This is a genomic window from Streptomyces sp. WAC05292 (assembly GCF_003949955.1).
Taxonomy (GTDB): Bacteria; Actinomycetota; Actinomycetes; order Streptomycetales; family Streptomycetaceae; genus Streptomyces; species Streptomyces globosus.
On record NZ_RPSE01000155.1, the window covers coordinates 1 to 12739 of the forward strand.

Sequence of the window (12739 nt, forward strand, 5' to 3'; positions counted from 1 at the left end):
CAGCGCGTTGAGGTCGGTCGAGAGGTCGACGTCCATGTAGGCGAGCACGGGTGCGTCGGAGCGTGCCCAGACGGTGCGCAGGGCCCGGCCCCGGCCCTTCTCCTCCAGCCGGACGCTGCGTACGCCGTCCAGGCGGGCGGCGAGGTCGGCCGCTATCCGGGGGGTGGCGTCGGTGCTGGCGTTGTCGGCGATCGTGATGCGGAAGGAGTAGGGGAACGTGCGGCCGAGGTGGTCGTGGAGCCTGCGCACGCAGGGGCCCAGGTCCGTCTCCTCGTTGAACACCGGGACCACCACGTCGAGGACGGGCTCGCCGGGCACGGCCGCGAGGTGCGTCCGTGCCGGGAGGGTGCCGGCGGGAGTGTCGGTTGGCATGCCCGGAGCCTGGCCGGGCGGGCTGTCACCGCTGTGTGGTGAGCCTGTGGCCCGTCTGTGAGTGCGGTGCCGGGGCGGCCGGGGCCCCGGCGGCCTCGTCCGCCGGGTCCGTGGGGTGGTGCTCGGCGGCAAGGGGCAGGACGACGTCGAAGCAGGTCCGGCCGGGCCGGCTCTGGACGGTGACGCGGCCGCCGTGTGCGGTGACGACGGCCGCGACGATGGCGAGCCCCAGGCCGGTGGAGCCCGCGGTCCGCGAGCGGGAGGCATCGCCGCGCGCGAACCGCTCGAAGACCCGGGGCAGCAGCTCGGCGGGGATGCCGGGTCCGTCGTCCTCGACCCGGAGGAGGACGACGGGCTCCGGGTGGCCGGCTTCGGTGGATGTTTCACGTGAAACCGCCGCTGTTTCACGTGAAACACGGGCAGTGACGGTGGTTCCGGGCGGTGTGTGGGTGCGGGCGTTGGCCAGGAGGTTGACCAGGAGCTGCTGGATCCGGGCGGGGTCGGCCCGGACGGGGGCCGGCTCGTCGGGGAGGTCGAGGCGCCAGTGGTGCCCGGGCCCGGCGGCGCGCGCGTCGCCGACAGCGTCGATGACGAGAGGGGCCAGGTCGGCGTCGGTCAGGGAGAGCGGGCGGCCCGCGTCGAGCCGGGCCAGTAGGAGAAGGTCCTCGACGAGCCCGGTCATCCGCGTGGCCTCGGACTCGATGCGGCCCAGCGCGTGCCGGGTGTCCGGGCCGGGCTCCTCCCTCCCCCTCCGGGTGAGCTCCGCGTACCCGCGGATGGAGGCGAGCGGGGTCCGCAGCTCATGGCTGGCGTCGGCGACGAACTGCCGGACCCGCATCTCGCTCTGCTGGCGGGCGGTAAGGGCAGAGGCGACATGCCCCAGCATCCGGTTGAGTGCGGCGCCGACCTGGCCGACCTCGGTGCGGGGATCGGCCTCGGCGTCGGGAACCCGCTCGTGCAGGGCGGGCTCGCCGCTGTGCAGGGGCAGTTCCGAGACGCGGGTCGCGGTGGCGGCCACCCGCCGCAGCGGGCGCAGGGCGACGCCGACCATGGCCTGGCCGGCGAGAGAGGCCGCGATCAGCCCGGCAAGGGTGACGCACACCTCGACCGCGACCAGGGTGCTCACGGTGGAGTCGACCTCGGCGAGCGGGTAGCCGAGGGCGATGCTCCCGTCGGGGGCGGCGAGGACCCGGTAGCCGCCGAGCCCCGGCAGGTCCAGGTCGGCGGGGGCGGGCCGCCCGGCCCCGGCCGCCTTGCGGGCGACGCGGGCGAGAGCGTCGGTCTGGGCCTGGGTGAGGGTGCGCCGGTGGTCGGCTCCGGGCCCGCCCGAGGCGGAGAGATGGGCACCGCGGACGGTGCCGTCGGCCTCGGTGCGGATGCCCACGGCGCCCAGCGGGGTGCCGGGCGCGACCACGAACCAGAGGGCGTCACGGCCGGGCTTTCCCGCGCCGGGCCCCTTGGGGCCGGCCATGTCGACACTGATCCGCAGCTGCTGGTCCACCTTGTCGACGAGGTAGGAGCGCAGGGCGAGGGTGGTGACGGTGCCGATGGCAGCGCCGACGACGGCGATCAGCGACACCGCGGAGACGACGAGCCGGACCCGCAGCGACCAGGTGCGTCCGCCCCGCAGGAGGCTGCGGACCGGACCGCGGCCCGGCCGCGTGCGGGCCCGCCCCGTCACAGATCGGCCGGCTTGATCAGGTAGCCGGCGCCGCGCCTGGTGTGGATCATCGGGGGCAGGCCGGGCCCGCTCTCCAGCTTCCGCCGCAGGTAGGAGATGTACAGCTCGACGACGTTGGCCTGGCCGCCGAAGTCGTACGACCACACCCGGTCCAGGATCTGCGCCTTGCTCAGCACGCGCCGCGGGTTGCGCATCAGGTAGCGCAGCAGCTCGAACTCGGTGGCGGTCAGGCGGATCTCCCGGCCTGCCCGCGACACCTCGTGGCTGTCCTCGTCCAGCAGCAGGTCGCCCACGCACAGCACGGAGCCGCCGCGGGCGGCCTGCGCGGTCCCCGAGCGGCGGACCAGGCCGCGCAGCCGGGCGACGACCTCCTCCAGGCTGAACGGCTTGGTGACGTAGTCGTCGCCGCCCGCGGTCAGGCCCGCGATCCGGTCCTCCACTGAGTCCTTGGCTGTCAGGAACAGCACCGGGACCTGCGGGATCTCGCGCCGCAGGTGCCCCAGGACGGTCAGCCCGTCCATGTCGGGGAGCATGACGTCGAGGACGACGACATCCGGCCGGAACTCCCGGGCGGCGCGCACCGCACCCGCCCCGTCGCCGGCGCTGCGGACCTCGCAGCCCTCGTAGCGCATCGCCATGGAGAGCAGTTCGGACAGGGGCGCCTCGTCGTCGACGACGAGGACCCGGCAGGGCCCTCCGTCGGGCCGCACCAGAGCGGCGGAGTGACCGGTGGACGCGGACGCGGGAGAGGTGGTCGTCGCAGTCATGCGACCACCGTCCCGGCCGCCTCTGAGAGCGTTCTTGCCCTTGTCTGTGAATTCCCTGAGAAACGCCCGCGGGCCGTCCGGGCCGCTCCTCCGGGGCGTCAGCCCGCGCCGTGGCGCCCCGCCCGGGCCGGCGGGCCCGGGCGGTCCAGGGCGAAGAGGCGGGCCCCGTTGTCGTGGCAGACGGCGCGCAGCCAGGCGTCGCCGAGGCCGAGCCGCTCCAGGGCGTCGAGCTGGTGCTCGTACGGGTAGGGAATGTTCGGGAAGTCGGTGCCGAGCAGGATCCGGTCGCCCAGGTCGGCGAGGCGCCCGAGGTCGCCCGGCGGGAAGGTGCCGAACTGCGCCGAGAAGTCGGTGAAGGCCATCGTGGTGTCCAGGTGCACCCCCGGGTGGCGCTCGGCGAGGTCCAGGAAGTCGCCGTACTCGGGCATGCCCATGTGCGCGACGATCAGCGCGAGCCGGGGGTGGCGGGCCAGCAGTGCGGCGACGGGGCCGGGCCCGGTGTGCTTGCCCGGCACGGGCCCCGACCCGCAGTGCACGACGACGGGGACGCCCGCCTCGGCGAGCAGGCCCCACACCGGTTCGAGCAGTGCGTCGTTCGGGTCGTAGCCGCCTACCTGGAGGTGTGCCTTGAAGACGCGGGCCCCGGCCCCGACGGCCTGCCGGACGTAGTCCGCGGCCCCTGGTTCGGGAAAGAACGTGGCCGTGTGCAGGCAGTCGGGGGTGCGGGCGGCGAAGGAGGCCGACCAGGAGTTGAGCCAGGCGGCCATCTGCGGCTTGTGCGGGTAGAGCATGGAGGTGAAGGCGCGGACGCCGAACTCCCGCAGCAGCTCGACCCGGCGGGACTCCTCGTGCCGGTAGGTGATGGGCCATGCGACGCCGGTGAGCGGGCCCGCCGCGTCGAAGTAGTCCCACACCTTGGCGAGGACCCGTTCGGGCATGAAGTGCGTGTGCACGTCGACCAGAGCGGGCAGGCCGAGCCGCTCCCGGAAGGCGCGCACCGCGTCAGGCGTCGCGGTCAAACCCGTGGCTCCGCTCAACGGTCCCGACGTGCAGGGTGTAGCTCTCGTACCAGTCGCGGCGGCCCTGCTCCATGGCGGCCCGGTGCTCCTCCTCGCGGCGCCACCGGGCGAGCGCCTCGTGGTCGCGGAAGTAGGAGACGGTGATGCCGAGGCCGCCGGGGGTGCGGGCGGACTCGTGTCCGAGGAAGCCGGGGATCTCCCGGACCAGCTCCGACATGCGGGCGAGGGTCTCGGGGTAGCCGCTGTCGTCGGGTGTGCGGAGGGAGGTGAACACGGCCATGACGTAGGGCGGTTCGAATGCGGGTACGGGTGTGGCGGTCATGCCCCCACCCTCTGCGCGGGTCCGCTCCGTGTCCATCGAAAAAGGGGCCGGCGGTCGGAAGGGATCCAAGATTTGACCTTCCCGCCCCGGCTCCCGTCAGAAGAGGCCGTCCTGGCGGGCGCCGCTTTCGGACGGCACGGCGACCGCCGGCACGTCGGTGGAGCGGCCGCCGGCGGGGACGAGTTCCCAACCGGCGAGCAGGCGGGTGTCCAGGACGAGCCCGTCGGAGAAGTGCAGGTCGGGGCCGGCCGCGGCGGCAAGCCGGCCGGCGACGGCCCCTCCGGGCGCCATCGCGGTGACCACGCGGGCGGGATCGGGCAGTCCGTCCAGTCCGAACACCGCGGCGTGGTCGACGACTTCGCACGGCAGGCGCTCCAGCGACTGCGGCCAACCCTCCAGCGCGGCCGCCTCCGCATGCAGTGCCGCGACCGCATGCGCCCGGTCGCCGGCCGCGGGCAGCCGGCTGCGGACGGCGCGCTTGCGGGCGTACGGGATCCGGTCGGGCACGCCCAGCGCGGTCCGCAGCAGCTCCTCGGCGCGCCGGCCCGCCATCAGCGGGCCGCGGCCGAGCCAGGCCCATGCCACGGCCCCCTGCTCCAGGAGCCGGGCCGCGCCCCGCTCCTCGGCCGTGATCCCGACCTTGGCCAGCCCGGGCCCGAACCAGGCCAGGTAGACGCGGTAGGGGCGGGGATCCCCGGCGTTGGTGTCCGCCGCCACCGAGAACGACCGGTCCAGGCGGGCGCATTCGGGGCACTGGGCGTTCCCGGCGGCGGCGGGCACGGCGGCGCCCGCCGGGCACGGCGTGCGCTTCCCGGCCCGCCGGACGCCGAGGCAGCGCCGCTCTCCGCGGGCGGCGAAGGCGAGCGCGGCGCCGTACCGGAGGGGGCTGGTGCGCTCGCCGCGGCCGTCCGCGATCCAGCCGACGGCGGGTCGGCCTCCGCTCCAGCGGATCCCGGTGCACCGCCAGGTCACAGCGGGACCGGCCGCTCGAAGAAGGTCTCCAGCACGACGGTGGCCTGGGTTCCGCTGACCCCGTCGATGGCGTACAGGCGGCGCAGGACGTCCTGGAGCTGCTCGGTCGTGGCCGTGCGCACCTTGACCAGGACGGAGGCGCTGCCCGCGATGACGTGCGCCTCCTGGATCTCGGCGATCGCCGCGAACGCGGCGGCGGAGTCCCCCATCCAGGCGTTGGCGTCGACCATCACGTAGGCCAGCACCCCGCTGCCGACGGCGGCGGGGTCCACGTCGACGGTGGTCCGGCGGATGACCCCCCGCTCGCGCAGCTTGCGGACCCGCTCGTGGGCGGCCCCGGCGGACAGGCCCACGGCCGCGCCGAGTGCCGCGTACGACCGGCCGGCGTCCTCCTGCAGGTTCCGGACGAGCGCCCGGTCGATGTCGTCCACCTGGTGTCCCTCCCGCGGCCCGCACGCCCGACCGCCTGCGTGCGCCGACGCTACATGATCAACGCAAGAGGCCCCCCGGTGAACCGGGGGGCCTCTTGGTCTGTGCACTCGGCAGGATTCGAACCTGCAACCTTCTGATCCGTAGTCAGATGCTCTATCCGTTAAGCTACGAGTGCTTGGGCTTCTCGGGGTTTTTCGCCCCGTTGGCCTTGCGAGAACAACAATACATGGACCTTGCCGGGACGCGAAATCCGTTAACCAAACCGGCTCTGACCTGCGAAAACAGCCGGAGGGCGATCATCCGGGCGGAGGGGCGGACCGGGCGGACCGGGCCGGCCCCCGGTTTCGGGCGCCTCCCGGGGACACCTCCCGGGGGCGCCGCTCGGGAGCCGCCCGTGCGGCCGTCGGCTGCACCCGGAAAGCAGCGAAGCCCCGGTCCGTGGGGACCGGGGCTTCGTGGCTGCGGAGGCGGAGGGATTTGAACCCTCGATGGGGGGTAAGCCCCAAACCGCATTAGCAGTGCGGCGCCATAGACCGGACTAGGCGACGCCTCCAGCACACCCCCGCAAGAGGGTGCGTGCAGATGATGACACAGGCGCGGGGCCGGTCACCAATCCGCTCCCACGGTACTAGGACAGCCGGTCACAGGGCAAAGCCTTAATCACTCCCGGCACACAGCCGCCGCGGCCGTCACGCGCCCCGCGGGCCCGTCGTTGGTACCGGTGCACGACGTACGGACGACCTGGAGTGCCCCATGCTGCGACTCGCCGCCTTCGCCGTCACCTCCGTCCTGGCCACGACGGCCGCCGGCCCGCTGCCCCCGCTGCCCCTGAGCAGACTGCTGAACAGCCCCGACCGCCTCACCATCGCCGTGTCCGCCACCGGCAACCCGCGGGCGGAGGGGGAGTACGTCCTCGAATGCCGCCCCACGGGCGGGAACCACCCCGAACGCGACCGGGCGTGCGCCCGCCTCGACCGCCTCGCCCAGGACGGCTCGGATCCCTTCGCCGCCGAACCCAAGCGGCAGATGTGCACCCTGCAGGACGGCGGGCCCGCCACCGCACGCATCACCGGAACGTGGCGCGGACAGAAGGTGAATGCCACGTTCCGGCGAACGAACGGATGCGAGATCGCCCGCTGGAACAACTTGGAACCTGTGCTTCCGGCGGGGCGGTCCTGACCTGGGACGATGCCGAGTGCCGGGGTGGCCGCCCCGACATCGGCCACCCCGCGGCGGGGCGGTGCCCTTAGACTCCTCCCGTGACATGCCGGTAGTCCTGGTCAGGGAGGAAGCTCGTCGTGAGCAGCAGGCCATCCCGGGGCGCTGCTCGCCTCGCAGCAATACTCGACGCGCTTCCGGATGCGCTGCTGCTGGTCAACGCCAACGGCACGGTCGTCAACGCGAATTCGATCGCCCTGGAAGTCATGGAGAGCCCCGGCACCGGCCTGGTGGGCCGCGGCGTGCTCGACCTCTTCCCCGACTTCGACTCCAAGCTGATCCCCGGCTCGATGCGCCGGCCCGGCGACGGCGAGGGCGGCCGCGCCAAGCCCAAGCGGATGGTCGCCCGCCGCACCGACGGCAGCGAGTTCCCCGTCGAGGTCACCCACGCCCACCTCGACGGCCGCGACGCCTACCGCGAGCCGCAGCCCTCGTACACCGGCGACGAGCTGCTGATGCTCGTCGTCCGGGACCTGTCCGAGACCGTGGACACCGAGGCCGAGCTCGCGCGGTCGCAGCGGCAGACCGAGATGATCCTGCGCGCCGCCGCCGAGGGCGTCGTCGGCACCGACACGGAGGGCCGGGTCGTCCTGGTCAACCCCGCGGCCGCCCAGATCCTCGGCTACCGGGCCACCGACCTCGGCAACCGGGAGCTGCACGCCCTGATCCAGCACTCGCGCGCCGACGGCTCCCCGTTCCCCTTCGAGGAGTCGCCGCTCGCCGACACGCTGCGCAGCGGCCGCAAGCACCGCGTCCGCGGGCAGGTGCTGTGGAACAAGGCGGGGCAGCCGGTCTCCGTCGACCTGACCACCTCCCCCGTGCGCGACGGCGACATGCTCGTCGGCGCGGTCATGACCTTCACCGACCGCCGGCCCTTCGACGCCCTGGCCGCACGCCACGCCCAGCTCGTCGCCGTCCTCGGCGACTCCCTGCGCGGGCCGTTGGAGGAGCTGCGCGGCGAGCTGGCCACGCTGGCCGCCGACGACGCGGGCCAGCTGTGGCCCGAGGCCAACCAGCTGCTGCACCACTTGGCCGCCGGGTACTCGCGGATGACCGCCCTCGTGGACAACGTGCTGGGCTTCCAGCGCCTCGACGCGGGCAGCGAGAAGCTGAGGAAGAAGAACGTCCTCATGAACGGCGTCGTCGCGGCCGGCGTCGACGCGGCCGTCGAGCTGATCGGCCCGGGCCGCGTCCAGTTCGCCGTCCACGCGCCGACCATCGAGGCCGAGGTGGACGCCGACCGCGTCGCGACGGCGCTCGCCCACCTCGTGGCGGACGTCGCCGGGGTGGACGCCACCGGGAAGACCCCCCAGGGCAGCGGCTACGGCGACGCCACGATCGTGGTCGCCGCGGCCCAGCGGGGCGAGGTCGTCCGCATCGAGGTGCGCGGACCGTACGAGGGCGGCAGCCCCGTCCACGAGCCGATCGTGCGCGGCATCGTGACCGCGCACGGGGGCGTGCTCCAGACCGTCGAGGTCCCCGGGGCGCCGGGCGGCGCCTACGTCCTGGAACTGCCGCTCGGATCGGGTGCCGGGACGGTGACCCTGCCCGAGCCGGAGCCCGAGCCCGAACCGGAGCCGGAGCCGCAGGCCGGGCGGGGGACCGGGCGCCGCGGCCGCCGCGGGGTCGACGCCTTCCTGGAGGACCGGGACGAGCCCGCCGCGGGCGGAGCGCTCGCCCTGCCCTCCGGACGCCGCCGGGGCAGCGAGTCCCCGGCCTCGGACGCCGCCCCGGCCGGCCCCGCTGCCCTCGCGCAGTCCCCGGTCAACCCCGCCGGCCTGGGCACCGGCCGCCGTCGCGGCCGCGACGGCGACAACGGCCCCGAGGGCGACGCCCGGCCCGTGCCCCCGCAGGGCGGCGCGATGCCCGCGCTGCCGCCCGTGCCCGCCGTGCCGCCCGTTCCGGTGACCGAGCACCCGGCGGGCCGCCGCCGCGCCCTGGGTTCCGCGGCCGTCGCACGACCCGGCGGCCCCGTTCCCGCGACCGGCCTCGGCCCGGCCGTCCCGGGCGGGCCCGGCGCCGCAGCGACCGCCCCCGCCCGTCCTGTCGCACCCGAAGGCGGCTTCGCGCTGCCGCCCGGCCCGACGCCGCCGGCACCGTCCGGCGCCCCCGGCTTCCCGCCGCCGCCCGCGGGTCCGGCCGCCGCCCCCGCGAACGGCGATGCCGCTCAGGCTCCGAAGCCCGCCGCCGGTGCCGCGGCCGGCTCCGCCGCGGCCGGCGCGCCCGGGCCCGTACCGGCACCCGCCGAGGGCGACACTCCGGCCGGCCGGCGTGCCCGCCGTACCCTCGGCACACCCGGGACCCCCGCCGGCAGCCCCGCCGAGCAGCCCGCCGCCGGTGCGGACGCGGCCGTACCGCCGACCGGGCGGCGGCGCCTGGCCGAGCCCCCTGCCCCGTCCGCCTGGCCGGTTCCCGGTGCACCGGCCGCACCCGACGGCGACGACTCCGCCGGCCGGCCTGCCGTGCCCGCGGAGCGGCAGCCGCAGGACGCCTCCGCCGAGCCGGGCCGGCCCATCAGCGTGCGCGCCCTCGGGACCATCGGCCAGGGCATCGCGGTGGACCCCGCCGCCGCTGCCGGCACGGCGCCCGACGCCACCGGTACGGGCGGCTCCGGCCGCCGGCGCCGGCTCGCCGAGCCCGCCCCGCAGGGCCGCGCCTTCGCGATAGGAGCGCCCGAGGCGGGCGCCGCCGAGGGCCCCGAGCCGCTGGACGGGCCCGGCGGGGCCGTCGAGGTCGTCAACCGGCCCGTGCCGCCGCCGCCCGTCGACGACGAGCTGCCGCCCGAGCCGCTGGACAACCCGCGCCGTCTGCTGGTCTGGCCCGCGCCTGACCCGCAGACGCAGCAGGCGCTCAGCGACCGCGGCTACCGCCCCGTCGTCGTCCACTCCCGCGAGGAAGTAGACGCGCAGATAGCGGCGTTCCCGGCCGCCCTGTTCGTGGACCCGCTGACCGGGCCGATCACCCGGACCGCCCTCCAGTCGCTGCGCTCCGCCGCGGTGGCCGCCGAGGTGCCCGTCCTGGTGACCGCCGGACTCGGCCATGCCTCGCGCGACGCCGCGTACGGGGCGGACCCGGCCGTGCTGTTGAAGGCACTCGCGCCGCGCGACAGCGAGCAGCACCCCTCGCGGGTCCTGCTGATCGAGGAGCGCGACGAGATCGCGGCCGCGCTGACGGCCGCGCTGGAGCGGCGCGGGCTCCAGGTGGCACGTGCGGGCGCCGACACGGACGCCGCGGAGACGGCCGCCCGTACCCGTCCCAACCTGGTGGTCATGGACCTGATGCAGGTCCGCCGCCGGCGGGCCGGCATCGTGGACTGGCTGCGTGCGAACGGCCTGCTCAGCAGGACCCCGCTGGTCGTCTACACGGCTGCCGGCATCGAACCGGAGGCGCTGCCGCGCCTGGCGTCCGGGGAGAGCGTGCTCTTCCTCGCCGAGCGGGCCACCACGGCGGACGTCCAGGGCCGCATCGTGGACCTGCTCGCCAAGATCGGCGCGAACTAGCCATCCTGGCCCGATGGCCCTCACCGACACGTCCGAGCGCACCGTCCCCGCCGACAACGGGGAGGTGAGCCTCCTCATAGCCCGCCAGGTCGAGCCGGGCTACGAGGAGGCCTTCGAGACGTGGGCGCGCGCGATCCTGGAGACCGCCGCGGCCTTTCCGGGGCACCTCGGGTACGGGCTGTTCCGCCCGTCGCGGGACGGCGCACCCTGGTTCCTCGTGCACCGCTTCCGCGACCAGGAGGCGTTCCGGCGCTGGCAGGACTCGCCGGAGCGGGCCGCGTTCTTCGCGAACTGCGAGGGGCACCGCCACACCGAGACGGCCCGGCGCGAACTGCACGGCATGGAGACCTGGTTCGCCGAACCGGGCACGACCCGGCCCGCTCCGCCGCGATGGAAGATGGCGGTCAGCTCGGGACTGGCGATCTTCCCCATCTCGCTCGCGGGCAACGCACTGATCGGACCGTATCTGGTGGACCTGCACCTCGTGCTGCGGACGGCCGCCTTCGCGGCCGTCTTCAGCACCCTCATGACCTACGTGGCCATGCCCGCCGTCAGCCGCCTGCTCCGGCCGTGGCTGACGCGGGCCTGACCCCGCCCCGGCGGCGGCTCAGCCGAGGGTGGTGACGTCGAGCGCGCCGTCCGCGTACTGCCTGCGGATCACCTTCTTGTCGAACTTGCCCACGCTGGTCTTCGGGACGGCCGGGACGAACGCCCAGCGCTCGGGCAGCTGCCACTTCGCGACGGACCGGGCGAGGAACTCCCGCAGCGCCGCGTAGTCGGCGGTGGCTCCCTCCTTCAGGACCACCGTGGCCAGCGGCCGCTCGCCCCACTTGTCGTCGGGGACGGCGACGACCGCCGCCTCGGCGACCTCGGGGTGCGCCATGAGCGCGTTCTCCAGCTCCACGCTGGAGATCCACTCGCCGCCCGACTTGATGACGTCCTTGGCCCGGTCGGTCAGGGTGAGGAAGCCGTCCGGGCTGATCACGCCGACGTCGCCGGTCTTCAGCCAGCCGTCGGAGCTGAACTTGTCCTCGGGCCGGATCGGCTCACCGGACACGCCGCCGTAGTAGGCGCCCGCGATCCAGGGGCCGCGCACCTCCAGCTCACCTGCGCAGACCCCGTCCCACGGCAGGACGTCCCCGCCCGGGCCGACCAGGCGGCCCTCCACGCCTGCCGGGAAGCGGCCCTGCGTGATCCGGTAGGGCCACTCCTCCTCGGCGCTCAGCCCGGACGGCGGGTGCGCCATGGTCCCCAGCGGGGAGGTCTCGGTCATGCCCCAGGCGTGGCAGAGGCGCACGCCCAGCTTGTCGTAGGCCTCCATCAGGGACGGCGGGCACGCGGCACCGCCAATCGTGACCTGGCGCATCGAGGACAGGTCCCGCGGGTTCGCCGCCACCTCCGCGAGGAGGCCCTGCCAGATGGTGGGGACGGCCGCGGCGTGCGTGGGCCGCTCCCGCTCGATCATCTCGGCGAGCGGGGCGGGCTGGAGGAAGCGGTCCGGCATCAGCATGTTGATGCCGGTCATGAAGGTCGCATGCGGCAGCCCCCACGCGTTGACGTGGAACTGGGGGACGACGACGAGGCTCGTGTCCTTGTCCGTCAGCCCCATCGACTCGGTCATGTTCACCTGCATGGAGTGCAGGTAGACGGAGCGGTGCGAGTAGACGACGCCCTTCGGATCCCCGGTGGTGCCGGAGGTGTAGCACATGGCGGCGGCCTGGCGCTCGTCCAGCTCGGGCCAGGCGTAGTCGGCGGAGCGGCCTTCGAGGAGCTCCTCGTACTCGTGGACGCGCACGTCGAGCCCGTCGAGCATGGAGCGGTCGCCGATGCCGGAGACGACGACGTGCTCGACGGTCGGCAGGTGCGGCAGCAGCGGGGCGAGCAGCGGCAGCAGCGTCCCGTTCACCAGCACGACCCGGTCGGCCGCGTGGTTGACGATGAAGACCAGCTGCTCGGCGGGGAGCCGCAGGTTGAGCGTGTGCAGGACCGCGCCCATGGACGGGATCGCGAAGTACGCCTCGACGTGCTCCGAGTTGTTCCACATGAGCGTCGCCACACGGTCGTCCTGCCGGACGCCGAGCTCGTCCCGCAGGGCGTGGGCGAGGCGCCCGGCGCGGGCCCCGATCTCGGCGAAGCTGCGGCGGTGCGGCTCCGCCTCCCCGGTCCAGGTCGTCACCTGGGACTTCCCGTGAATGGTCATCCCGTGGCGGAGTATCCGGCTGATGAGAAGCGGTACGTCCTGCATCGTGCTCAGCAAAGCGTCCTCCCGTGGGCGCTGCGGCGCTGCGGCGGCTTCGAGTCTGCCGATTCTGCGCACGTACCGCGCGGCATGTCACTACCTGGAAGGAGCGAACACGGCGGGCCGACCCTGTGGCGGCCGGGGCATGGACGGGCGCACAGGCGGAAGGGCCGCGAACGGTGCACCCGCACAAGACGGCAGGCGGCAGGCGGGGGGG

At 74.7% G+C, this 12739-nt stretch carries 11 protein-coding genes and 2 tRNA genes; 3 read left to right on the top strand and 10 right to left on the bottom strand.

What is annotated here, in order from left to right:
* The 9 genes from EF903_RS17710 to EF903_RS17750 form a co-directional block, all read right to left on the bottom strand.
* Nucleotides 1-372, bottom strand: a 372-nt coding sequence (locus EF903_RS17710; RefSeq protein ID WP_125544283.1) for a glycosyltransferase, incomplete at its 3' end; no start/stop codon positions are given.
* A 25-nt stretch (nucleotides 373-397) separates the two neighbouring features.
* Nucleotides 398-2002: a cell wall metabolism sensor histidine kinase WalK gene (locus EF903_RS17715; RefSeq protein ID WP_125544303.1), complete on the bottom strand. Its 1605-nt coding sequence runs from the start codon at nucleotides 2000-2002 to the stop codon at nucleotides 398-400.
* A 47-nt stretch (nucleotides 2003-2049) separates the two neighbouring features.
* Nucleotides 2050-2820, bottom strand: a complete 771-nt coding sequence (locus tag EF903_RS17720; RefSeq protein ID WP_125544285.1) for a response regulator transcription factor — start codon at nucleotides 2818-2820, stop codon at nucleotides 2050-2052.
* A gap of 98 nt (nucleotides 2821-2918) precedes the next feature.
* Nucleotides 2919-3839, bottom strand: coding sequence for an amidohydrolase family protein (locus EF903_RS17725; RefSeq protein WP_125544287.1), 921 nt, complete (start codon nucleotides 3837-3839; stop codon nucleotides 2919-2921).
* A complete protein-coding gene (locus EF903_RS17730) occupies nucleotides 3823-4161 on the bottom strand; it encodes an antibiotic biosynthesis monooxygenase (protein ID WP_312845937.1) in 339 nt (112 codons plus the stop codon). Before EF903_RS17730 ends, EF903_RS17725 begins: the two co-directional genes overlap by 17 nt.
* 96 nt (nucleotides 4162-4257) lie before the next feature.
* On the bottom strand, nucleotides 4258-5133 hold the full coding sequence (locus tag EF903_RS17735; RefSeq protein WP_125544291.1) for a DUF2797 domain-containing protein: 876 nt from the start codon (nucleotides 5131-5133) through the stop codon (nucleotides 4258-4260).
* Entirely contained in the window at nucleotides 5130-5564 is a 435-nt protein-coding gene (locus EF903_RS17740) for an Lrp/AsnC family transcriptional regulator (RefSeq protein ID WP_185902707.1), read from the bottom strand. The genes EF903_RS17735 and EF903_RS17740 overlap by 4 nt, the downstream gene beginning before the upstream one ends.
* 103 nt (nucleotides 5565-5667) lie before the next feature.
* A tRNA-Arg gene (locus EF903_RS17745) sits at nucleotides 5668-5740 on the bottom strand.
* Nucleotides 5741-6027: 287 nt separating this feature from the next.
* A tRNA-Ser gene (locus tag EF903_RS17750) sits at nucleotides 6028-6118 on the bottom strand.
* 200 nt (nucleotides 6119-6318) lie between these two features.
* Between EF903_RS17750 and EF903_RS17755 the strand changes: the two genes are divergently transcribed.
* From EF903_RS17755 to EF903_RS17765, 3 genes are all read left to right on the top strand, one after another.
* Nucleotides 6319-6744: an SSI family serine proteinase inhibitor gene (locus EF903_RS17755; RefSeq protein ID WP_125544295.1), complete on the top strand. Its 426-nt coding sequence runs from the start codon at nucleotides 6319-6321 to the stop codon at nucleotides 6742-6744.
* A gap of 119 nt (nucleotides 6745-6863) precedes the next feature.
* A complete protein-coding gene (locus EF903_RS17760) occupies nucleotides 6864-10283 on the top strand; it encodes a PAS domain-containing protein (protein WP_125544297.1) in 3420 nt (1139 codons plus the stop codon).
* Nucleotides 10284-10296: 13 nt separating this feature from the next.
* Nucleotides 10297-10872, top strand: coding sequence for an antibiotic biosynthesis monooxygenase (locus EF903_RS17765; protein ID WP_125544299.1), 576 nt, complete (start codon nucleotides 10297-10299; stop codon nucleotides 10870-10872).
* 18 nt (nucleotides 10873-10890) lie between these two features.
* Here the strand turns inward: EF903_RS17765 and EF903_RS17770 are convergent, their stop codons facing one another.
* A complete protein-coding gene (locus tag EF903_RS17770) occupies nucleotides 10891-12540 on the bottom strand; it encodes a long-chain fatty acid--CoA ligase (RefSeq protein WP_125544301.1) in 1650 nt (549 codons plus the stop codon).
* Between the last annotated feature and the right edge of the window lie 199 nt (nucleotides 12541-12739).

Bases quoted from the DNA above. Each gene is read 5' to 3' on its own strand.
- EF903_RS17730 (WP_312845937.1), bottom strand. From the start codon at position 4,161: ATGACCGCCACACCCGTACCCGCATTCGAACCGCCCTACGTCATGGCC.
- EF903_RS17720 (WP_125544285.1), bottom strand. From the start codon at position 2,820: ATGACTGCGACGACCACCTCTCCCGCGTCCGCGTCCACCGGTCACTCC.
- EF903_RS17755 (WP_125544295.1), top strand. From the start codon at position 6,319: ATGCTGCGACTCGCCGCCTTCGCCGTCACCTCCGTCCTGGCCACGACG.
- EF903_RS17765 (WP_125544299.1), top strand. From the start codon at position 10,297: ATGGCCCTCACCGACACGTCCGAGCGCACCGTCCCCGCCGACAACGGG.